The sequence below is a fragment of the Enterococcus sp. AZ078 genome, from assembly GCF_051714985.1.
Lineage (GTDB): Bacteria > Bacillota > Bacilli > Lactobacillales > Enterococcaceae > Enterococcus_B > Enterococcus_B hirae.
The window spans coordinates 2907501-2931315 of the sequence record NZ_JBIOSW010000001.1 but is presented as its reverse complement, the minus strand read 5'-3'; the positions used below and the strand labels follow the sequence as shown (position 1 = coordinate 2931315).

20 protein-coding genes, 1 rRNA gene and 1 other annotated feature (1 of these 22 running past the window's edge) are annotated in these 23815 nt (G+C 37.0%); of the genes, 18 read left to right on the top strand and 3 right to left on the bottom strand.

The window, feature by feature from the left end; genetic code table 11:
* Positions 1–532 precede the first annotated feature (532 nt).
* The 17 genes from rpmH to fabF all read left to right on the top strand — a co-directional run bounded on the left by rpmH (position 533) and on the right by fabF (position 18337).
* A complete protein-coding gene (gene rpmH, locus IGJ18_RS13615; RefSeq protein WP_002293121.1) occupies positions 533–667 on the top strand; it encodes a 50S ribosomal protein L34 in 135 nt (44 codons plus the stop codon).
* Positions 668–784: 117 nt separating this feature from the next.
* Positions 785–1141, top strand: a complete 357-nt coding sequence (gene rnpA / locus IGJ18_RS13610; protein ID WP_010720505.1) for a ribonuclease P protein component — start codon at positions 785–787, stop codon at positions 1139–1141.
* Positions 1138–1959: a YidC/Oxa1 family membrane protein insertase gene (locus IGJ18_RS13605; protein WP_010720506.1), complete on the top strand. Its 822-nt coding sequence runs from the start codon at positions 1138–1140 to the stop codon at positions 1957–1959. The genes rnpA and IGJ18_RS13605 overlap by 4 nt, the downstream gene beginning before the upstream one ends.
* A gap of 14 nt (positions 1960–1973) precedes the next feature.
* Positions 1974–2741 (top strand): RNA-binding cell elongation regulator Jag/EloR, encoded by a 768-nt coding sequence (gene jag, locus IGJ18_RS13600; protein WP_063627680.1) that lies wholly within the window; start codon positions 1974–1976, stop codon positions 2739–2741.
* A 233-nt stretch (positions 2742–2974) separates the two neighbouring features.
* On the top strand, positions 2975–4453 hold the full coding sequence (locus IGJ18_RS13595) for a hypothetical protein (protein ID WP_438843444.1): 1479 nt from the start codon (positions 2975–2977) through the stop codon (positions 4451–4453).
* Positions 4454–5058: 605 nt separating this feature from the next.
* Positions 5059–6456, top strand: a complete 1398-nt coding sequence (gene mnmE, locus IGJ18_RS13590; RefSeq protein WP_438843443.1) for a tRNA uridine-5-carboxymethylaminomethyl(34) synthesis GTPase MnmE — start codon at positions 5059–5061, stop codon at positions 6454–6456.
* 15 nt (positions 6457–6471) lie between these two features.
* Positions 6472–8370 (top strand): tRNA uridine-5-carboxymethylaminomethyl(34) synthesis enzyme MnmG, encoded by a 1899-nt coding sequence (mnmG, locus tag IGJ18_RS13585; protein ID WP_010720510.1) that lies wholly within the window; start codon positions 6472–6474, stop codon positions 8368–8370.
* Between the two features lie 463 nt (positions 8371–8833).
* On the top strand, positions 8834–8965 hold the full coding sequence (locus IGJ18_RS13580; protein ID WP_275689741.1) for a hypothetical protein: 132 nt from the start codon (positions 8834–8836) through the stop codon (positions 8963–8965).
* Positions 8940–9971, top strand: coding sequence for an FUSC family protein (locus IGJ18_RS13575; protein WP_010736771.1), 1032 nt, complete (start codon positions 8940–8942; stop codon positions 9969–9971). The genes IGJ18_RS13580 and IGJ18_RS13575 overlap by 26 nt, the downstream gene beginning before the upstream one ends.
* A gap of 342 nt (positions 9972–10313) precedes the next feature.
* Entirely contained in the window at positions 10314–11027 is a 714-nt protein-coding gene (gene rsmG, locus IGJ18_RS13570; protein ID WP_010720513.1) for a 16S rRNA (guanine(527)-N(7))-methyltransferase RsmG, read from the top strand.
* An 11-nt stretch (positions 11028–11038) separates the two neighbouring features.
* Positions 11039–11806, top strand: a complete 768-nt coding sequence (locus tag IGJ18_RS13565) for a ParA family protein (protein WP_010736770.1) — start codon at positions 11039–11041, stop codon at positions 11804–11806.
* Entirely contained in the window at positions 11793–12683 is an 891-nt protein-coding gene (locus tag IGJ18_RS13560; RefSeq protein ID WP_010720515.1) for a ParB/RepB/Spo0J family partition protein, read from the top strand. Before IGJ18_RS13565 ends, IGJ18_RS13560 begins: the two co-directional genes overlap by 14 nt.
* 120 nt (positions 12684–12803) lie before the next feature.
* Positions 12804–12995 (top strand): DUF951 domain-containing protein, encoded by a 192-nt coding sequence (locus IGJ18_RS13555; protein ID WP_010720516.1) that lies wholly within the window; start codon positions 12804–12806, stop codon positions 12993–12995.
* 8 nt (positions 12996–13003) lie between these two features.
* A complete protein-coding gene (gene ychF / locus IGJ18_RS13550; protein ID WP_010720517.1) occupies positions 13004–14104 on the top strand; it encodes a redox-regulated ATPase YchF in 1101 nt (366 codons plus the stop codon).
* An 86-nt stretch (positions 14105–14190) separates the two neighbouring features.
* Entirely contained in the window at positions 14191–14886 is a 696-nt protein-coding gene (locus IGJ18_RS13545) for a DUF1129 domain-containing protein (RefSeq protein ID WP_010720518.1), read from the top strand.
* A gap of 320 nt (positions 14887–15206) precedes the next feature.
* Positions 15207–16691, top strand: coding sequence for an IMP dehydrogenase (guaB, locus tag IGJ18_RS13540; RefSeq protein ID WP_438843442.1), 1485 nt, complete (start codon positions 15207–15209; stop codon positions 16689–16691).
* Between the two features lie 416 nt (positions 16692–17107).
* Positions 17108–18337 carry a beta-ketoacyl-ACP synthase II gene (gene fabF / locus IGJ18_RS13535; RefSeq protein ID WP_438843441.1) on the top strand — a complete coding sequence of 410 codons (1230 nt, stop codon included), beginning with the start codon at positions 17108–17110 and terminating at the stop codon, positions 18335–18337.
* Between the two features lie 229 nt (positions 18338–18566).
* Here fabF and serS read toward each other — a convergent pair whose 3' ends face one another.
* From serS to IGJ18_RS13520, 3 genes are all read right to left on the bottom strand, one after another.
* The gene (gene serS / locus IGJ18_RS13530; protein WP_010736769.1) at positions 18567–19838 is read right to left on the bottom strand and encodes a serine--tRNA ligase; all 1272 of its coding nucleotides are present in this window, start codon (positions 19836–19838) and stop codon (positions 18567–18569) included.
* A gap of 50 nt (positions 19839–19888) precedes the next feature.
* Positions 19889–20101: a binding site (T-box leader), on the bottom strand.
* A 44-nt stretch (positions 20102–20145) separates the two neighbouring features.
* On the bottom strand, positions 20146–21354 hold the full coding sequence (locus IGJ18_RS13525; protein ID WP_025480278.1) for a sensor histidine kinase: 1209 nt from the start codon (positions 21352–21354) through the stop codon (positions 20146–20148).
* Positions 21341–22030: a response regulator transcription factor gene (locus tag IGJ18_RS13520; RefSeq protein WP_010736768.1), complete on the bottom strand. Its 690-nt coding sequence runs from the start codon at positions 22028–22030 to the stop codon at positions 21341–21343. The genes IGJ18_RS13525 and IGJ18_RS13520 overlap by 14 nt, the downstream gene beginning before the upstream one ends.
* A 742-nt stretch (positions 22031–22772) precedes the next feature.
* Between IGJ18_RS13520 and IGJ18_RS13515 the strand changes: the two genes are divergently transcribed.
* Positions 22773–23815 (top strand): 16S ribosomal RNA (locus IGJ18_RS13515) (it continues 517 nt past the right edge of the window).

Genomic DNA, 23815 nt, shown 5'->3' with positions numbered 1-23815 from the left:
ATAAGGCTTCCTCCTTCATTAAAAAGTGAATAACTAGTACTAATTTATCATTTTTTCATATAGTTTTCCACAGAAAGAGCAGAAAAAATTTTTTATTTGAGATTATCCACAAAATTAAGAGAGAAAAAAACAAAAAAAATCACAACGAGGAAAAATACTTATCCACATCACTAATCAACAGGTGGATAAGTGTGTTTTTAAGACAGAAATCCCAGGTAGGTTGTGGATAAAAAATCTTTGTTTATCAAGGAGTTAAGCATTCAATTCACAGATAAATGACTGTTTGTGGATTACTTTTTTTACAGGTGTTTATTCTGTGTAAAAAACCCTAAAAAATAATTGTGGATAAATCTTGTGTATAACTTTTTCCACAAACGAATCACACGAAAAAAAACTAAACTGTGGAAAAATAGAATGCATAAATCCAGAAGTTTCCTTTCATTTTATATTGACAAATTACCTTGATTGTCGTTATACTATCAAAGTATGTCTGTGTTTTAACAGTAGATAAGAAATTTTGGAGGTGGAATACATGAAAAGAACATACCAACCAAATAAACGTAAACGTCAAAAAGTTCACGGATTCCGTAAACGTATGAGTACTAAAAATGGCCGTCGTGTTTTAGCAAGCCGTCGCCGTAAAGGAAGAAAAGTTCTTTCAGCTTAAGCCACTGGGGTTTCAGTGGTTTTTTTTATGCCCTTTTTTAGGGAAAAGCTGAAAGAATAAAGAGAAATATGTTATGATTATGGACGTAAGTGAAAGATAGAAAAGGAAAGAAAACGAATGAGAAAAGCGTATCGAGTCAAAAAAGAACGAGAGTTTCAAAACGTATTCCATACAGGAACGTCATTTGCTAATCGTAAATTTGTCGTTTACCGCTTAGAAAAAAAAGACCAGCCACATTTTCGTGTCGGTCTTTCAGTAGGTAAAAAAGTGGGCAATGCAGTATGTCGCAATGAGGTAAAACGTAAGATTCGTGCGGCGGTCTATTCTGTAAAAGAACAGATCGATCCGGAATTGGATTTTATCGTGATTGCAAGACCAAGTGTCAAGGGACTAACTTACGATGAGATTCGTTCCAATCTAGTCCATGTCTTAAAACTTGCAAAAATAATCGATAGAGAGGAAAAGAGTAAGTGAAGAAATACAAACGTTTACTTTTGATGGCAGGCATTATCAGTCTAGTCGTTGTCTTATCCGGTTGTGGAACTGGAGAAGTAAGTGCACAAAGCACAGGAATTTGGGATCGCTACATCGTTTATTATTTTGCAGAAGCGATCAAGGCATTGTCATTTGGAAATGCAGGGATTGGGATTATTTTATTCACTTTGATCATTCGTGTGATCTTGATGCCGTTGATGCATTTTCAAACCAAGAGTATGCGAAAAACCCAAGAACTTCAACCAAAATTAAAAGCACTACAACAAGAATATAGTTCAAAAGATCCTGAGACACAAAGTAAGTTACGTGAAGCGCAACAACGTTTATATGCGGAAAATAATGTGAACCCATATGCTGGTTGTTTACCGTTGTTAGTACAGATGCCGATTTTGATGGCGTTATGGCAATCGATTTCACGTGTGCCTGAATTAAAACAAGGAAACTTTTTATGGTTAAATCTAGGAACAGCAGATCCAACCTTTATTTTACCGATCCTTGCTGCGGTATTTACTTTTGCAAGTACGTATCTAAGTAGCATGAGTCAAATTGAATCAAATGCATCAATGAAGATCATGAATTTTGTGATGCCTGTGATGATCTTAGTTATGGGGGTCAACTTAGCAAGTGGTCTTTCATTATATTGGGTAATATCTAATGCTTTCCAAGTCGTTCAAACATTACTAATCAATAATCCATTTAAGATTAGAAAAGAGCGAGAAGAAGAAGCTCAACGTATTCGTGAAAAAGAACGTGCGTTGAAAAAAGCCATGAGTCCGAAGAAAAAACGTAAAAAATAAGGGAGGGAATGCTAATGCCGATTTATGAAGCTGCGACAATTGATGAAGCAATCCAACTTGGTTTAAACGATTTAGGATTGGATAAAGAGCAAGTTGAAATTGAGATACTAGATGAAGGTAAGAAAGGATTTCTGGGGATCGGGCGTAAGAATGCTCGTCTTAAGATCGAACCTTCAATTAGTGAAACTGTTTCAGAAGCAATTGAAGAAACGGTAGAAGAAGTTTTAGAAGAACCTTTAGAAAAAACGATAGAAGAAACTGAAACCATTGAAGTCTTCACAGAAGACCAACCAGAAGAAGTAGAAACCAGTGAATTAGGCGATGAAGCAGCTTTAACGGAATTAGCAGTCTATCTCACGGATATTACCAAGCAATTAGATGCGCCAGCTTTAGTAAAAATGACCCGCGAAGCAAATACCGTCGTTTTTCAATTAGATACACAAAAACAAGGGATTTTAATTGGCAAACACGGCAAAACATTAAATGCTTTACAGTATTTAGCACAAGTTTTCATTCACCGTGTTGCTAAAAATAAACTATCTGTAGTAGTAAACGTTGGTAATTATCGTGAAAAAAGACAAGAAATCATTCAACGCTTAGCAGATCGTACTGCCGAAAAAGCAATTAAATCCGGTCAACCAGTCTTCTTAGAACCAATGCCGGCATTTGAGAGAAAACAAATCCATGCGGCATTAAGCAAGAATGAATATGTGAAAACTCATTCTGAAGGAGACGAGCCTTATCGTTATCTAGTAGTAGAACCTGTAAAAAAACGATTATAAACACTAAAAGAGTTTGCTTCATTAACAAATGCTTGTTAATGAAATAATGCTTGATAAATAAGAGAAGTTTAAATCAATGAAGTAGCGAAAAAGTAAACTGATTACTTTTTCGCTACTTTATTTTTGTTATGTTTTGCAAGAAATCTTTTTTTCTCTGTTTTCTAAAAAAAAGTTTCTTTCTCCAAAATAATCTATGTTACTGTGAATACGACTGGGGGAAAAGGAAGGGAAAAATGGAAGAGAAAAAAAGAAAAAAAATGATAAAAGATATCGAAAAAGCTCGTGAAAAATATGTAAAAAATGAACAAAAGTATATTGCAGAAATGTCGCATGTCTTTAATCAAAAATGGAATTGGACTTCCAATATGCTGGATAATGAGGCTGGAGTAAAATATGATAACCTTATAGAGTATATGTATTTGTATAAAAAGGTAGTTGAAAAAAATCCTGAACAGTTTACAGAAAATGGTAGAGAACGAAAGAACTTAATAAACTCTTTAAACGGTAGTATAGGATGTAGTTACGATAACAAATATTTTAAGCCATGCATGAAAGACTTGGTAAATAATGATCCGGATAGTTTTTTAGTTATACCAATCATGTATAACCGAAGAGCAGGCGATGTTCATAGTGTCAGCCTGCTTATTCAAAAAGAAGACAATAAAATTAAAGTGCGCGTTTGTAATAAAGGAGGTCAACTTGTACCTAATGAAGCGCCAAATGTTGATGGAAAAATTTCTCTTGAGCATTTAAATAAAATAGCGTCGTTTTATCAATGGGAAAACTGGAATGATTTTTCCGATAAAGAGAAATTAGACCTTTGGAAAGGCGTTAGTAAGGAGGATAAAGCAGAATTTGTAGAGAGTTTCGCAGCAGTAGAAAAATTGTGGGTAGATCTGAATACCAAACAATTAAAATCAATCTATGTATATGAGTTTGAAGAATCAAAAGAAAACATAGAAGCCATTTCAAAAGCTGTTCGTATAGGAAGATATGCTCCTACATGGCGAGATTTTTTAAGTTTGTCCCGAAAAGAAGGTGTGAGCTTTGGAAGCTTTTTTCAAGATAAATATAATTTGTTTTTTCATAAGACAACAGAATTTCCGTTAAAAGAGCTTCATCATCATGCATCAGAATGTAAGTTTGAAAATTATGTTGCAAGGTCACAAATGACAGGGGCATGTATCGTAAAAAATATAGGATTAGCATTCAAATATACACTAGGTTATAAAACTAAGGCAATTATTAAAGACAAAGAGTATGATCAATGTAAACAAATTGAGGGTATGGATGAAATGCTGCTAAAAGTTGCTAAAGATGAGGTCAAGAACCAGAGTTATAGTGATTTACTTGATCAGAATTACGCGTTTTTTCTTAAAAATAAAAAAGAATTGGCGCAAGAGACGCCAAGCATGAAAATAGTAAAAAAAGAATTGTTAATAGATGTTGTAAATGAAGCTGGAGAAAAAGTTGGAGACGTGCTTACAAACCAGTTTCTTATAAATCAGAAAGATGTTAAAAACGAGTTACATAATAGAAAAACGGGTGAAGAATACCTGAGAAAAGTTGCTGCTGTAAATAAAAATGAATCAAAATCTAGTCCTGAAGCTAAGAAAAGAATTAATACTATAAATAAAAAAGTTTCAAAAAAGAAAAAAACAGAAAGACCAAACTCTGGATTGGAAATATCAAGTTCTGGATTAGAAAGATAGAGGTAAACCCTCCTGAATAGGGATAAAATAAATGTCTTTTTATCCTATAGTTGAAAATTCATTCAATCATACATAGAAGATCAGTTATATTGAGAAAAACAAAATTTAATGGTTGATATGCGTGGTTCTTTTTAGGAATCACATTGACAAACTTTTTTAAACAAAGTATATTTTATTAGAAATCATTCTTATCGGAGTATACGATGCTTAAGTAGTCTTACTTTGATAGAAAAAGCACATGGAGGTTAGCCTTCGTGTGTTTTTTTGTAGAACTGAGATGAGATAGCGATTTGTTTTGAATGGCTATTTTTTATGTTGAATAGTCGTGAAAAGGAACGCGACGATACAAAGGATGAAATAAAAAGAATGTACAATATCCTCAAATCAGAATGAATGTATAAATGAAAAAAATTTTTACGATATTGTAAAAAAGAAGAAGTTGTCAGAGTTCTCTATTTTCAATACTTGTGTCTTGTAACTAAATATGATAACCTATGTTCAGAATTTAATCATGGACAAGCAGTCAAAGTGCGAAGTTCACCATTTATTGTAAAGGGTGAAGTGGGCACTTTTTTTGTGCGTAAAATTAAAAAGGGAGTGAAAAAATGGCTGAAATTACTTTAGAATTTGATACGATTGCTGCAATTTCTACCCCACCAGGAGAAGGAGCGATCAGTATTGTTCGACTTAGTGGAGACCAAGCGGTAGCGTTAGCAGATAAAGTCTATCGTTGTGGCAAGAAAAGCTTATTGGAAGTACCTAGTCATACGATTCATTATGGGCATATTACTGATCCGAAGAATGAACAGATCATTGATGAAGTTATGGTTTCTGTTATGTTAGCACCTAAAACATTTACTCGTGAAGATGTCGTTGAAATCAATTGTCATGGTGGGATCGTAGTCGTAAATCAAATTTTACAACTGCTATTACGAGAAGGAGCAAGACTAGCTGAACCTGGAGAATTTACAAAAAGAGCTTTCTTAAATGGTCGTGTAGATCTTTCTCAAGCAGAAGCCGTGATGGATTTAATTCGGGCGAAAACGGACAAAGCAATGGGCTTAGCTTTAAATCAATTAGATGGCAATCTTTCTTCGTTGATTCGTTCATTAAGACAAGAGATCTTAGAAACATTAGCACAAGTAGAAGTCAATATCGATTATCCTGAATACGATGATGTGGAAGAATTGACTACACGATTATTGCTTGAAAAAGCGACGATGATCCAACAAAGGATCCAAGCTTTACTTGCTACATCGAAACAAGGAAAAGTCTTGCGTGAAGGATTAAGTACAGCTATCATCGGTCGTCCAAATGTCGGAAAATCAAGCTTGTTGAATCACTTATTGCGAGAAGAAAAAGCAATTGTAACAGATATTGCGGGAACGACACGAGATGTCATCGAAGAATACGTGAACGTTCGTGGTGTACCATTGAAATTAATTGATACAGCAGGAATCCGTGAAACAGAAGATCTCGTTGAACAGATCGGAGTAGAAAGAAGTCGAAAAGCATTATCTGAATCGGATTTGATTTTACTGGTCTTGAATCAAAGTGAGCCACTGACCAAAGAAGATGAGCAGCTTTTAGAAGCTACTAAGGGTTTGAAACGGATTGTACTTTTAAATAAAACAGATTTGCCGCAAAAGTTAGAAAAAGAAGAACTTGATCAGTGGTTAGAAGATGAACCGGTGTTTGCCGTTTCTGTGGCTAAAAATGATGGTTTAGATCAATTAGAAACAGCTATCGCTGATTTATTCTTTGGTGGGCAAACCGGTGAAAGAGATGCTACGTATGTATCAAATACCAGACATATTGCTCTACTTGAAAAAGCATCAATTTCATTAGCAGAAGTAGTTGCTGGGATTGAAGCAGGTATGCCTGTAGATCTTGTTCAAATCGATATGACACGCTGTTGGGACTACTTAGGGGAAGTCGTTGGAGACAGTGTACAAGATGAATTAATCACTCAATTATTCAGTCAATTCTGTTTAGGAAAATAAAAGGAGGAAATGTACTTGAATCATTATCAAGCAGATACTTATGACGTCATCGTTGTAGGGGCAGGACATGCTGGTTCAGAAGCAGCGTTGGCTGCAGCCAGAATGGGCTCCAAAACGTTATTACTAACTATCAATCTAGACATGGTGGCGTTCATGCCATGTAACCCTTCAGTCGGAGGACCAGCAAAAGGTGTCGTAGTGAGAGAAATCGATGCTCTTGGTGGCGAAATGGGTAAAAATATCGATAAAACGTACATTCAAATGAGAATGTTAAACACAGGAAAAGGGCCTGCTGTGCGTGCTTTAAGAGCGCAAGCAGACAAGCATGCTTATTCCGCAGAAATGAAGCATACGATAGAAAAAGAACCTAATTTGACGTTGCGTCAAGGAATCGTCGAAGAATTAATCGTCGAAGAGGGCGTTTGTCGAGGTGTGGTGACGTCAACTGGTGCTTGCTACCAAGCAAAAGCTGTTGTTATTACTGCTGGTACAGCTTTACGAGGCGAGATCATCATTGGAGAATTGAAGTATTCATCTGGACCAAATAATTCACAGCCTTCTGTTGGATTAGCTAATAATCTAAAAGAATTAGGTTTTGCGATTGATCGTTTCAAAACAGGAACACCTCCTCGGGTTAAATCAAGTACGATTGATTATTCAGTGACTGAAGAGCAACCTGGCGATAAAGAACCAAATCATTTTAGTTTTAGCACGCCAGATAGTGCGTACAACTTAGAACAAGAATCTTGCTGGTTGACTTATACCGGTGAAACGACTCATAAAATCATACGTGATAACTTGCATCGTGCACCGATGTTTACTGGAATCGTTGAAGGTGTGGGCGCTCGCTATTGTCCATCGATTGAAGATAAGATCGTACGTTTTGCAGATAAACCAAGACATCAATTGTTTTTAGAACCAGAAGGCTTGCATACGGAAGAAGTATACGTTCAAGGATTATCGACTTCATTACCAGAAGATGTCCAAGTGGATATGCTACACTCTATCGCAGGACTGGAAAAAGTTGAAATGATGCGTACGGGATATGCGATCGAATATGACGTTGTCGAACCCCATCAATTACGTCCAACGCTCGAAACGAAAGTCATCGAAAACCTTTATACTGCAGGTCAAACGAATGGGACTAGTGGTTATGAAGAAGCAGCGGGCCAAGGGCTGATTGCTGGAATCAATGCAGCGCTCAAAGTCCAAGGAAAAGAGCCTTTGATCATCAAACGCAGTGACGGTTATATTGGTGTTATGATTGATGACCTAGTGACTAAAGGAACCAATGAACCTTATCGCTTGCTCACTTCACGTGCTGAATATCGTTTATTATTGCGTCATGACAATGCAGATCTACGTTTGACGGAGATGGGACACCAAGTAGGTTTAGTCAAAGAAGACCAATACCAAGCTTATCTGAAAAAGAAAGCTGCTGTTGAAGCAGAAATTAAACGTTTGATGACTGTCCGGATCAAACCGACAGAAGAAGTCCAAGCATTTTTGGCAACTATCAATGCTGCGCCATTAAAAGACGGGGTTTTAGCGAGTGACTTTTTGAAGCGACCTGAAATTAGCTACAGCGATTTAATGTTGTTTATTCCGGAAAATGAAGCATTGACAGCGAAAGAAATTGAACAAGTTGAAATTCAGATCAAGTACGAAGGATACATTAAAAAAGCACTTGAAAAAGTAGAAAAATTAAAACGAATGGAAGCCAAAAAAATACCAGAAAATATCGACTACGCAGCAATTAATGGATTGGCTACAGAAGCAAAACAAAAACTACAAAAAATCCAACCAGAAACCATCGCTCAAGCTAGCCGTATCAGTGGTGTAAACCCCGCTGATCTAAGTATTTTAATGGTCTACATCGAACAAGGGAAGATTGCGAAAGTGGAAAACCTCTGATTTACGGTTTTCCAGAAGTAGCTACATTGGAAAATTAGCCGAAGATTTCAAAAAATAGGAGGAACTATTTTTGGATTCTCCGGCTTATTTCTTAGAGCTAGATACTCCTGTTGGAATCTCTAGAAGATAGTTTTTTCGTCTTTTTAGCAACGATACCAGTAAAGAGAAATCTTAGCACCATCAATGGACAGGAAGTATTTTGCTTTTTGTCCATTTTTTGATGGCGTAAATCTCCTTTTTTCAGGACACAATTCAATTGGATAGGTTGAGCTAGAATTGATGGGAAATTACCTCGTAATTCTCGAGTCCCTCCTATTTATAGATTGAGCCAAAAATTTGAGAAGCATCAAGTAGGTAACAATCAACAGCAAAAACTAGTGTTTGTGTTTTCTGTCAATTTCTGGAAATTCTTTCTTATTTCTCGATGTTAAACACTTTTGTCTCAACCCCCACTTAATTTTTTATGAAAAATAAAGAAATTGTTGTTATACTAAATGATGTTGATAGAAACGAGAGCGAAACATTGGAGCCTCAACATCTAAATAAAGATAGAAGAAAGGAGCGATTGGTTGTTCAAAACTTATTTTCGTTTTAATAAGATTCAAGATAACCCATTTCGTATCATGAACCTTATGCTATTGATTTTTATCGTACTATGGTTAGGATACATAAACCAGAATTTCTTGATTTCAAGTTTTTCTTCATTAGGGATTTTTACTTTTTTCTATTATCAAAATATACCCATGAAACATTTAATTAAGCGCATGTTTTTCATTGGCTGTGGACTTTTATTTGCCTTTGTATTAGGAATGTTATCAACCTATGTTTTATGGTTGGAACCTTTTGCTGTAGCTGTAGTGGCTTTTGCCAGCCGGTTTATTTTGCGGTTGTTCCATATTTCAAAACCAGGTGGCTTATTTTTTGCGATGCTTTCGGCGATGGGAACAAGTATGCAGTTACCGATTGATCATTTGCCAATGGTTTCTCTTTATTTTTTCATGGGGGTCATGTTTTCATTGATCGCTGCAGTTATCACCAAGTTACTTGATTCACGTCCAGAACAAGCCATTGAACAAATCTCTTTAAAAGAGAGATTCCAAGAAGAACCGTTAGTAATCATTGATTCTGTTTTCTACAGTGTTGCTTTATTTCTTTCCGTCTATATTAGTCACGGATTGCAGTTGCACAATCCTTACTGGTTAACTCTTTCTTGTGCTTCTATTCTTTTAGCTGAGAATTTGGATGCAATGAAACATCGGCAAGTACAATATTTGATTGGTTCCATGGGGGGCTTATGTGTGTCGGCTGTTTTATCCTTTGTACCATTTACTCAGTTACAAACGATTTTTCTGATCACTTTTCTTTACGGTATCTCACAATTTTTGGTTGCTAGAAATTATGCGGTTGCCAACATTTTTCTTAATCCGATGGCACTGATGTTATCGACACTAATTCGTGGGGCCTACTTGATATCCTTGATCGAATATCGCTTTTTGGGAATCGTGATCGGAAGTTTTATTGGTTTAGGTGCTGCATGGGTCATGACTGTTGGGTTACAGCACTATCTCAATGTTGTGCGGAGAAAATTAGAGACAAAATAATAAATAAAAGTATATACAATAAAAAAAACCAGTTCGTTTTTGAAGTGAGGATCAAAGACGAGCTGATTTTTTTAATCCATACATTTGATATGTGTTCATTTTTTGTTTAAATTTGAATAAAAAATCAACTAGCGTTAAAAATTAGAGATAACCTAGTTAAGGCATTTATTTTTTTTTAATTACTTACATATAGAAGGATGTGTACTTCCTAGTGCTTCCTTTTTAATTTTTTAAAACCTCCTATAAATTTACCGGTAGAAAGATTGCAACTCGATTCATTTTGCGTTAAAGTAAAAAGAGATTTCGTGAAACAATTGCTGTTTCACAATGAAAGGATTAATTATGACACCAGAAGAATTTCGTCAAGCATTGGCAGATAAAGACATCCATTTATCTGATCAACAAATGAGTCAATTTGAACGTTACTATCAGTGGTTAGTTGAGTGGAACGAAAAAATGAATTTAACAGCCATCACGGAAAAAAATGACGTTTATTTGAAGCATTTCTATGATTCATTAACGTTAGCTTTTGAGGTGGACTTTTCTCAGCCTCTTTCACTTTGCGACGTAGGTTCAGGCGCAGGTTTTCCGAGTATCCCACTGAAAATTGCGTTTCCTAACTTACAGATCACGATCGTTGATTCACTGAATAAACGAATCAACTTCTTAACGGAATTAACAAAAGAACTTGGTATCACAGCGGCACTTCATCATGATCGTGCCGAGACATTTGGTCAAAATCCTCAATTCCGAGCTTCATTTGACTTAGTGACTGCTCGCGCTGTGGCAAGATTGAATGTTTTAGCAGAACTATGTTTGCCTCTAGTGAAACAAGAAGGATACTTTTATGCGCTGAAAGCTGCAAAAAGCGAAGAAGAACTAATAGAAGCCAAGCATGCGATCGCAATCTTAGGGGGAAAGTTTATCAAAGAAGATGCGATAGAATTACCGAAAATATCTGACAAGCGACATATTTTGGTAATCCAAAAGAAGAAAGTCACCCCGAAAAAATACCCAAGAAAACCTGGTATGCCAAATAAGCAACCAATCAAGTAGGAGGAGAAGAGATGGCACAAATAATATCTGTTGCAAACCAAAAAGGTGGCGTAGGTAAAACGACGACCACTGTTAACTTAGGTGCTTGCTTAGCTAGTCTTGGTAAAAGAGTCTTGTTAGTGGATATGGATGCACAAGGCAATGCCACAAGTGGTGTCGGTATTCGAAAACCAGATGTTACTCAAGATATTTATGATGTCTTAGTCAATGAGCTACCGATTGCCGAAGCAACTCTTGTTACCGAACATGAAAATTTGAGTATTGTGCCTGCCACTCTTCAATTAGCAGGAGCAGAAATCGAATTAACCTCAATGATGGCCAGAGAGTCTCGCTTGAAAGGTTCTTTAGCCGAAGTGAACGATCAATATGATTATATTCTGATTGATTGCCCACCTTCATTAGGTCATTTGACTATTAATTCATTTACAGCTAGCGATTCTATTCTGATCCCAGTGCAATGTGAATATTATGCATTGGAAGGATTGAGTCAATTACTCAATACAGTTCGTTTAGTTCAAAAGCATTTCAATCCAGAATTGGAGATTGAAGGCGTCTTACTTACAATGTATGATGCACGTACGAACTTAGGAAATGAAGTCGTGGAAGAAGTCCGAAAGTATTTCCGTGAGAAGGTCTATGAAACGATTATTCCAAGAAATATTCGTCTTTCAGAAGCGCCAAGTCATGGAATGCCGATCATTGATTATGATCCACGTTCTAGAGGAGCTGAAGTTTACCAAGCATTGGCAAAGGAAGTGGTTAACCGTGAAGAAAAGTAAAGGATTAGGACGAGGGATCGATGCGTTATTTCAAGATTTAGAGAATTTAGAAACTGTGGATGTTGAAGATGAAACAGTTGTGCAATTACCACTAAACGAATTACGCCCTAACCCTTATCAACCACGTAAAACATTTGAAGAAGTCTCGCTTCAAGAATTGGCAAACTCCATTGAGCAATCAGGCGTGTTTCAACCGATTATCGTCCGTCGTTCGGCAGTAAAAGGATATGAAATCATTGCTGGTGAACGTCGTTTCCGAGCTTCTAAGTTAGCAGAAAAAGCGACCATCCCTGCAATTGTTCGTGACTTTGATGAAGAAGCAATGATGCAAGTCGCTGTTTTGGAAAACTTGCAACGTGAAGACTTGAACCCATTAGAAGAAGCTGAAGCCTATGATATGCTGATGAAAAATCTTAAACTTACGCAAGCAGAAGTGGCGAAACGTTTAGGTAAAAGTCGTCCATATATCGCAAACTATCTCCGTCTGTTAACGTTACCTGATTTAGTGAAGGAAATGGTCCAAGATCAACGATTATCGATGGGACAAGCTCGTACCTTGTTAGGTCTAAAAAACAAAAGTTTGATTCTAAAATTAGCGAATCGAGCAGTTATGGAGAATCTAACGGTTCGTCAGTTGGAACAAATTGTTTCGCAATTAAATCAAAACGATGGGAAAGAAAAAAAGAAAATCCCTCGACTAGCAAAAGAAAAGCCTTATTATATACGTGAAAGTGAAGACCGCTTGATGGATAAGTTTGGTACAAGTGTCGCTATCCAAGAAAAAGACGGTAAAGGAAAGATTGAAATTGAGTACCTTTCGCAAAATGATTTGACAAGAATCCTTGATATCCTTAATATTCAATTCGATGAAGAATAAGTAATAGAAAAGAAGCGTTCAATTCAGACCAATCAACCTTAATTTTTACGATCACTATATGAATATCAAAAAAGACGTGGGAACCGTTCTTAAGAGAAATGACTAAAGGAGGGGACTTTTATGTACGACTTACATGATATTGTTGAAATGAAAAAACCTCATGCTTGTCAGACCAACCGTTGGGAAATCATCCGCATGGGAGCGGACATCAAAATCAAATGCGTCAATTGCGGGCACATCGTTATGATGACTCGTCGAGAATTTGAGAAAAAATTAAAAAAAGTACTTGAAAAAAATGCAGAGAAAGAGTGAATAAATCTATGGCATTAACTGCTGGAATTGTTGGATTACCCAATGTCGGTAAATCAACTTTATTTAACGCAATCACCAAAGCTGGAGCAGAAGCAGCGAACTATCCTTTTGCAACCATTGATCCGAATGTAGGAATGGTAGAAGTTCCCGATTGGCGTTTACAACGCTTAACTGAACTTGTTCATCCTAAAAAAACCGTGCCAACAACATTTGAATTTACGGATATTGCAGGAATCGTTAAAGGTGCAAGTAAAGGGGAAGGCTTGGGAAATCAATTTCTAAGTCATATCCGCCAAGTTGATGCGATTTGTCATGTGGTCCGTTGTTTCGATGATGACAACATCACACATGTTGAAGGACGAGTTGACCCATTAGCGGATATTGATACGATCAATCTAGAATTAGTATTGGCAGATCTGGAATCGATCACTAAACGCTATACTCGAGTAGCAAAAATCGCAAAAACGAAAGACAAAGATGCAGTTGCTGAATTAGCTGTTTTAGATAAAATCAAGCCAGTCCTGGAAGAAGGACGTTCAGCTCGCTCTATCGAATTTACGGACGAAGAACAAAAAATCGTTAAATCATTGTTTTTATTGACTACCAAACCAATCTTATATGTAGCAAACGTTGCAGAAGATGAAGTAGCAGATAGCGATACGAATCACTACGTTCAAGCTGTACGTAATTTCGCTGCCGAAGAAAATGCAGAAGTTATCGTAGTCAGCGCACGTGCAGAGGAAGAAATTGCTGAACTAGACGAAGAAGATAAAGCAGAATTCTTAGAAGCTTTAGGAATTGAAGAGTCTGGATTAGATCAATTAATTCGTGCAGCTTATGATTTGCTAGGATTAGCTACGTACTTTACAGCAGGAGAACAAGAAGTTCGGGCTTGGACATTTAAAAAAGGCATCAAAGCACCTCAAGCAGCTGGGATTATCCATTCAGACTTTGAGCGTGGATTTATCCGTGCGGAAACTGTTTCTTTTGAAGATCTAGATCATTATGGAAATATGCATGCTGCCAAAGAAGCTGGCCGTGTTCGTCTAGAAGGTAAAGACTATGTAGTCCAAGATGGCGACGTTATGTTATTCCGTTTTAATGTATAAAAGGGCTATCAAACGATACGTATAGTATGTTAGAATGTCTTTTGTGACAACCGTTAAAGTAGCGGCTAAGGAGGACTATTTAGATCATGGAATCAGAACAATTACGTGAAATTGTAAAAGAAAACAATCAATTAGAAGAAAAATTAACTAAAAGAAACCAACAATATATTTTTGACTTAAAAAAATCTTTAGAAGCAGCTAATCTATCCGAAGAGGAAAAGGTAAAAGCACTTCATGACATCCTTCCAACCTTAGTGTCTGAACAAAAAGGTGGAAAAACAGCCAGACAATTATTTGGAACTGTCTCTGAAAGAACTGAAGCAATTATCAACAAACCAGTTGAAGCAAAGGTAAATTCTAAACCACTATTGATGTGGCTAGACAATACATTCCTGTTATTAGGTTTGTTGAGTATCATGATTGCTATTACCGGATTGTTTTCACGTGGAACAACGCCAGCTTATGGAATCACAACTTTGGTCTTTGGATCAGCTGTTGGTGGTTGGGTATTTTACCTGATGTATAAATACATTTATCAATATGAGTACCCGGGAGCAGATCGTAGTAAAAAGCCAGGTATGGGTAAAACATTGTTGATCTTAACTGGAACTACATTGGTCTGGGTGGTTGCCTTTTCCGCTACCACACTTCTTCCTCCAGTACTGAATCCGTTGTTAGATCCAGTAGTTATCATCATTATTGGGGCTGCTGCACTAGCTTTGCGTTATTACATGAAGAAAAAATATGGAATCGTTGGAAGTTTATCTGTACCTAGAAGATAATTCGTTAAAGAACGATTCGATGTATATCAATGATGAGGGATCATTATTTGAAACAGTTGTTTGTTTTGAATAGTGGTCTCTTATTTTTTATGGAGAAATGGTTAAAACAGAAAGAACAAAAATTTGAGAAACTTGGTAAATTTAATCAGTAGCTTCTCTTAAAAGAGTTTCTCGTTATTAACCATATATGACTTGTGGTGGAAGCGCTTATAATAAGGATATTCTTAGAAACAGTCCGGATTATGGGAAGACGGTTGACTTAATAGAAAAAATCGATTATTTTAATAGATAAACTAAAAACTAGAGGAGTGGTACTAAAAATGTCCAACTGGGAAACAAAGTTCACGAAAAAAGGGTTTACTTTCGATGATGTCTTACTGATACCAGCAGAAAGTCACGTGTTACCAAACGAAGTGGATATGAGTGTACAATTAGCAAAAAATATTAAGTTGAATATCCCGATCATCAGTGCAAGTATGGACACTGTAACTGATAGTAAGATGGCTATTGCGATGGCTAGACAAGGTGGATTAGGTGTTATTCATAAAAATATGACAATTAGTCAACAAGCAGACGAAGTGCGCAAAGTCAAACGTTCTGAAAGTGGTGTGATCATTGATCCATTTTTCTTAACACCGCAACATCTTGTAGCAGATGCAGAAGAATTGATGAGCAAATATCGAATTAGCGGTGTACCGATCGTTGAGACTTTAGAAAACAGAAAACTTGTTGGTATTATTACGAACCGTGACATGCGCTTTGTAACTGATTATCATATGGAAATCAATGATGTGATGACCAAAGAAAACTTAGTAACAGCCCCAGTCGGTACTTCTCTAAAAGACGCAGAAAAAATATTGCAAAAACATAAAATTGAAAAATTACCTATCGTTGACAACAATGGTTGTTTAAGTGGATTGATCACAATCAAAGATATTGAAAAAGTGATTGAATTTCCCAACGCTGCCAAAGATGAACATGGACGTCTACTTGTAGCTGCTGCTGTCGGTGTTACAAGTGATACATTTGAGCGTGCAGGTGCCTTGTTGGAAGCAGGAGCAGATGCGATCGTTATTGATACAGCACATGGTCATAGTGCTGGAGTGATTCGTAAAATCCAAGAAATTCGTTCTACCTTTAAAGATGCTACTTTGATTGCCGGTAACGTAGCGACAGCGGAAGCAACAAAAGCATTATATGATGCTGGTGTGGATGTCGTAAAAGTCGGTATCGGACCAGGATCAATTTGTACAACACGTGTGGTTGCCGGTGTAGGTGTACCACAATTAACAGCAATTTATGATGCTGCTTCTGTCGCACGACAATATGGCAAAGCAATTATTGCTGATGGCGGAATCAAATATTCAGGTGATATCGTCAAAGCATTAGCTGCTGGAGGGCATGCCGTCATGTTAGGTAGTATGTTGGCAGGTACAGATGAATCTCCAGGTGAATTTGAGATTTTCCAAGGCCGACGTTTTAAAACTTATCGTGGTATGGGTTCATTGGGCGCAATGGAAAAAGGTTCAAAAGATCGTTATTTCCAAGGTAGCATCAATGAAGCGAATAAATTAGTACCAGAAGGAATCGAAGGACGTGTGGCCTACAAAGGAAGCGTTGCGGATATTATCTTCCAAATGATCGGTGGATTAAAATCTGGTATGGGTTATGTTGGGGCAGGCAACTTGAAACAATTGCGTGACGAAGCACAATTCATCCAAATGAGTGGCAATGGGTTGAAAGAATCCCATCCACATGATGTCCAAATCACAAAAGAAGCACCTAACTATTCAGTAGAATCTTAATCAATTAAGGGAAAAAGACTCAACATATTCCGCTTTAGGAGTCAAGTGAATATTCGAAATAAGTAGAATACTTAGAGCATTGTTTTTAAAGTAAAAAAGTCGTCAATCTTAAAATTTGTTTTTCTAAATTTTAAGATTGATGACTTTTTTTCGTCTGACTATGTTGTTTTTGCTCAATATCCAAATAAGAGTGACCACTAAGCTGCTGTTGTATAAATTTAAACCACTGTGAAGTTGAGCGGTTAAGGAGCTAATAAGCATTTTTTACGATAAATTTATTAAAAAAATTATGTTTTAATAACAAATTTTTGTTTTTTTTAGTTAAATTACTATATAGTTAAGATTTTTTAATATGTTAGAATATATCTGAGTTATATTTATATTTTGTTATTTTATGATAGTAAGGAGTTTATAAGATGATAAAAAGAGTAGTTATAACTGGAAGGGGAACTATCTCTTCTTCTGGAAAAAATGCAGAAGAGTTATGGACAAATGTGAGTAATGGTATTTCTGGGATAAAAAAGATAGAAGCAGAGGAATTTAGTAATTTAGAAACAAGGATTGGTGGAGTTATTTCTGATTATGCGATTGACCAGTATCTTAATCAAAAAGAGATCAAGAGAACAGATCGTTTCACTCATTTTTCAGTAATCAGTTCTATGCAAGCGCTATCTGAAGCGAGTTTTGATCATAAGGATTTTGATTTGGAAAAATGTGGCGTTATGATTGGTACAGGAATAGGTGGTATTCACTCTTTAATTGAAAATCAAAACATTATGGAAAAGAAAGGAAGTAATCGTGTTTCTCCTTTAGTAGTTCCTAAGTCAATAGGCAATATAGCGGGAGGTTTCGTATCAATTAAGACTGGATTTAAAGATGTGACTTTGTGTCCTATTTCAGCTTGTGCTTCGGGAAATCAAGCGATAGGAGAAGCATTTCTTAGAATTAAATATGGGCTAAGTGAAGCAATACTTGCAGGTGGAGCAGAAGCTTCGATTGTACCTATTGCTTTTGCTGGGTACAACCAAATGCAAGCTTTATCTACGAGGAATGAGCAACCGAATTTAGCTTCGAAACCTTTTGACAAAAATAGGGATGGCTTTGTCATGTCAGAAGGAGCTGGGATCGTTTTTTTAGAAGAATTCGAACATGCAAGATCACGCGGAGCGAAAATTTTAGGTGAAATTATCGGATACGGGATGACTTCAGATGCTTATCATATGACTACACCTCATTCAGAAGGAGCCAGTCGTGCCATCCAAAAAGCACTTGAAATGGGGAAAATTAGTGCAAATGAAATTGATTATATAAATGCGCATGCAACAGGTACTAAAGTTGGAGATATTAGTGAAAGTCGAGCAATCAAAAAGGTTTTTGGAAAGCATGCTGAACAATTATTGATTAGCTCTACAAAGTCCTCAACAGGACATCTATTAGGTGCAGCAGGAGGCATTGAAGCAGTGATTAGCTTGAAAGCGATGGAGTATAATATTTTACCACCAACTATTAACATGACAGAACCCGATGAAGATTGTGATTTGAATTATATTCCCAATAATAAAATTCATCATCAAGCAAATATTATTCTTTCAAATGGTTTTGGCTTTGGTGGGCATAATACTTCTATAATTATAAGAAAATTATAAAAAAGCTGGTAAATTACAGAACTTCTGAACAAGAAGAGAGTGGGGCAATAGTCCTTTTTAAAAAGAAAATAAACATATTAAGATTAGTGAGCCTGGGACAAAACTTGTCTCAGGCTCTTCTAGTATCTCTAAAAACGAATAAACGGCGTTCAAGAAGCAACTACTCAACAATAAGCGAGGAGCTGACCGCTTATTTCATGACCTCTTTATATAAATAAGACAAGGTGGTCTACTTTATCACTTTTAAATTTCCCATGTAAGGAACTAATACTTCTGGAACAGTCACTGATCCATCTTCATTTTGGTAGTTTTCAAGGATCGCTGCGACAGTCCGGCCGACTGCAAGTCCTGAACCATTCAGTGTATGAGCATAGTGGATTTTTCCGTCTGCATCACGGTAACGGATCATTGCGCGTCGTGCTTGGAAATCTTCACAGTTTGAACATGAGCTGATTTCACGATATGTTTCTTGTGCAGGGATCCATACTTCTAAGTCATATGTTTTGGCAGCAGAGAAGCCCATATCTCCAGTAGATAATGCTACTACACGGTAAGGTAAATGTAATTTTTGTAGAATATCTTCAGCATCGGCTGTCATTTTTTCTAGCTCATCATAAGAATGTTCTGCATCAGAGAATTTGACCATTTCTACTTTATTAAATTGGTGTAAACGAATCAATCCTCGAGTATCACGGCCGGCACTCCCTGCTTCCGAACGAAATGCGGGACTAAGAGCAGTGAAATAAATCGGTAAATCTTGTCCATCTAAGATCTCATCGTTGTAATAGTTTGTTAATGGAACTTCCGCTGTTGGGATCAATGTCAAATCTGTATCTTCTAATTGGAAAACATCTTCTTTAAACTTAGGAAATTGCCCAGTTCCGAACATAGCCCGACTATTTACGATATAAGGAGTAATCATTTCTGTATAGTCATGTTCATAGATGTGTTGATCTAGCATAAAGTTATAAACGGCACGTTCTAAGCGAGCACCTAATCCTTTATAGTAAACAAAACGACTTCCAGAAACTTTTGCCCCTCTTTCAAAGTCTAAGATACCTAAGTTTTCAGCGATTTCCCAATGTGGTTTCGGTTCAAATGAAAAATTACGAGGCGTATTCCAACGACGAACTTCCACGTTGTCCTCTTCGTCTTTTCCAACAGGTACAGAATCATCTGGTAAATTTGGTAAGGTAGTCGCAATTTGATGTAACTTTTCATCTACTTGCGCTACTTCTTCATCAAGGGCTTTAATGTTGCCCCCAACTTCTTTCATTTCATTGATTTTAGCTGTTGCATCTTCTTTGTTCCGTTTTAATTGCGCAATTTCTGCTGAAACATCATTACGATATTTTTTTAATTCTTCCGTTTTAACAAGTAATTTTCGACGACTTTCATCTAATTCCATAAATTCAGCTAAGGTTTCTTTTTTGACCCCACGAGTCATTAATTTTTCTTGGACATAATCAAAATTTTGACGCATCATTTTTACATCTAACATTGCAATTCCTCCTTAAATATAATAAAAAAAGACCAATCCATCCTCAATTATCTTGGGACGAATCGGTCTAACATTCGCGGTACCACCCGAGTTCAACATATAAATATGCTGCTCTTGTTAACAGATAACGGCTGTTTTGCCGACCTTTCTTATTTCGAAAGGTACACATCAAAGAACTGGAACTTCCAACTTATTTTTTGCTGATTTACACCATCCATCAGCTCTCTTGAAAAAAATAAAATGTACTGGGTTCTGTGCTATATAGATATGATATATAGAAATGATTGTAATAAGAATATCGGATATTTTAATTTTCGTCAATATGTTCCTGACTTTTGATTGGTAATTTTTCATTTCTTTTTATTGGAAGATGCATGATGAATGAAGTCCAGTGTTTATCAGATTTAGCATAAATATAACCACCATGTAAAGCAACGATACTTTGAGCAATGGCTAAACCTAAACCTGTCCCACCGGTTTCTTGTGAACGAGACTCTTCTACTCGGTAAAAGCGGTCAAAAAGATTATCAATTGATTCTCGAGGAATCATAGCTCCATTGTTTTTTACTGTCGCAACGACTTCTGAGCCAACTTTTTCGACTTCAATGACAATTTTTGTAGCGCCTTTGCCGTATTTTAAAGCATTCGTCAGTAAATTATTAAAGACACGAACTAGTTTTTCAGTGTCCCCATCCATAGTTAATGATGGAACCTGTGATGATACAAGGATTTGGATATGCTTTTTTGATGCTTCTAATTCAAAATCAGCAGCTAGTTGTTCAATTAGCTGGATCAGATCAAAAGCCGAAAAATTGACCGGAACAGCTGGTTGTCTGACTTTAGTATACTCAAAAAGATCATCCACTAGTAATTTCATTTGTTTTGCTTTGATATAAGCTGTATGGGTATACTTCAAAAGATCCTCTTTTGTTTGATACTGGCCATCTTCGATTAATCCTAAGTAACCAATAATAGAGGTTAAAGGGGTACGGATATCGTGACTCACATTAGTAATCAATTCATCTTTTGATTTTTCAATTTTCCGTTCATCTTCTATCGCAGCTACTGTACTATCGACTAAACCATTAATGCTTGTTACTACACGACTAAGATCACCTGTTAATTCAAAAGGGATTCGATGGTCATAATTACCATTAGCGATATAGTGAAGCTCGCTAATAATATGACGTAGTTGCATTTGTCGGTAGCGACGGATCAACCGCCAGTATAATACGCCGATATCTAAAAGAAAGAAAAGGGGAATCAGAAAATTTCGGCCGTTCCAAAATAAATCACTATTCAATCGTTGAGCAAAAATATTTTTTGAATCCCAAATCGCATTAGTCAATGAAGGGGAACTACTAATTATTGAAGTAAGGACAACCAAAATCGCAACATTTAATAGTAGAAGGAGAATCACGGTGATAATACCTTCTGCTAATAACTCACTGATTTCCTTAGAAGTTAGATTGATTCGCCGCCGTTTTTCTGTTCCTCTTTTTTTATCTTGCATCAATTTTATAGCCCACTCCCCAAACGGTTTGAATGACTTTTTCTCCACCAGTTGCTTCTTCGATCTTATCTCTCAAATGACTAACATGGACCATAACAGTTTTTGCGGAAACAATACTTTCTTGTTTCCATACACGCTCAAAGATTTCATCTGCACTGAACACACGATTAGGATGACTTGCTAATAAGTATAGAATCCCAAATTCTAATGCTGTGAGCTGAATCTCTTTCCCATCAATTGTTTTTACTTCATGGGAATCTTTGTTAATAATCAAAGAGTTTACTTCTAATATATCCGGTTGATCCGGTGTGATTTGCATTTTTGTTCGACGAAGCAAAGATTTTACGCGTGCCATAACTTCTAAAGGATTAAATGGTTTTGTAACATAATCATCAGCACCAGCAACAAGCCCTTTAATTTTATCCATATCGGTTGTTTTTGCTGTCAACATGATAATCGGGATTTGCGATTCCTTTCGTAATTCTTTAACGACCTGCATGCCATCCATTTCAGGCATCATAATATCCAAAATCAATAACTCAATATCAGGTATCGTTCGAATCTTTGATAATGCTTCTTTCCCATCATAAGCCTTAACAGCTTCGTATCCTTCATTGTGAACATAAATACTTAGTAATTCAACAATTTCTTTATCATCATCAGCAATTAATATTTTCATAGATTGTTCCTCCAGAGTTAGAATGATACTATTTACTATTCATTCTAGCAAAAAAATGTCTAAATAGATAAAAGCAACACTTTGTTAAGGAAAATTTTAGAAGGTAAGAGCTAAGTGAAGTGGCTTATTAATAGAAAACTGAACAATCGCAATGCTGAGAAGGCTATCATTAATGAAAAACATGTTAAAAGCGAACGTTTCTCACTTATAGGATTAGAACGATCGATTACGCTAAAAATGTTGATAAAACAGCTTTTTTCTTATTGACTTTTATTTTTGCTGTTGGTATATTATTATTTGTTCGAAAGAGCAAAGATCGCTAGTGAAAATAGTTGAAATAAACTGTTGACAGAGGGATCGCACCATGATAAGATAACTGAGTCGTAAAAAAACGACAGCTTACGAAGCTTGATTCTATCGAAAAAAACTTCAAAAAAGTTGTTGACAAATAACAAACGACGAGTTATGATAAATGAGTTGCTGAAACACTTCTAAAAAACGAAGTCAAAAAACTTTTAAAAAAAGAGTTGACAAACAAACGTCGCTCTGATATGATATAAAAGTTGCTACGGCAATCTCAACTGATTAGCATTTAATCAAGTAGACCTTTGAAAACTGAACAAAGCAAAGACAAACCAAATGTGTAGGGCGTCTTGATTGATTCAAGACAACAAACATTTTTAACAAGCAAGCAATATGCTAGCAAACAATTGAGCTTAACAATCGCAAGATTGTTCGAACTTTTTATGAGAGTTTGATCCTGGCTCAGGACGAACGCTGGCGGCGTGCCTAATACATGCAAGTCGAACGCTTCTTTTTCCACCGGAGCTTGCTCCACCGGAAAAAGAGGAGTGGCGAACGGGTGAGTAACACGTGGGTAACCTGCCCATCAGAAGGGGATAACACTTGGAAACAGGTGCTAATACCGTATAACAATCGAAACCGCATGGTTTTGATTTGAAAGGCGCTTTCGGGTGTCGCTGATGGATGGACCCGCGGTGCATTAGCTAGTTGGTGAGGTAACGGCTCACCAAGGCGACGATGCATAGCCGACCTGAGAGGGTGATCGGCCACATTGGGACTGAGACACGGCCCAAACTCCTACGGGAGGCAGCAGTAGGGAATCTTCGGCAATGGACGAAAGTCTGACCGAGCAACGCCGCGTGAGTGAAGAAGGTTTTCGGATCGTAAAACTCTGTTGTTAGAGAAGAACAAGGATGAGAGTAACTGTTCATCCTTTGACGGTATCTAACCAGAAAGCCACGGCTAACTACGTGCCAGCAGCCGCGGTAATACGTAGGTGGCAAGCGTTGTCCGGATTTATTGGGCGTAAAGCGAGCGCAGGCGGTTTCTTAAGTCTGATGTGAAAGCCCCCGGCTCAACCGGGGAGGGTCATTGGAAACTGGGAGACTTGAGTGCAGAAGAGGAGAGTGGAATTCCATGTGTAGCGGTGAAATGCGTAGATATATGGAGGAACACCAGTGGCGAAGGCGGCTCTCTGGTCTGTAACTGACGCTGAGGCTCGAAAGCGTGGGGAGCAAACAGGATTAGATACCCTGGTAGTCCACGCCGTAAACGATGAGTGCTAAGTGTTGGAGGGTTTCCGCCCTTCAGTGCTGCAGCTAACGCATTAAGCACTCCGCCTGGGGAGTACGACCGCAAGGTTGAAACTCAAAGGAATTGACGGGGGCCCGCACAAGCGGTGGAGCATGTGGTTTAATTCGAAGCAACGCGAAGAACCTTACCAGGTCTTGACATCCTTTGACCACTCTAGAGATAGAGCTT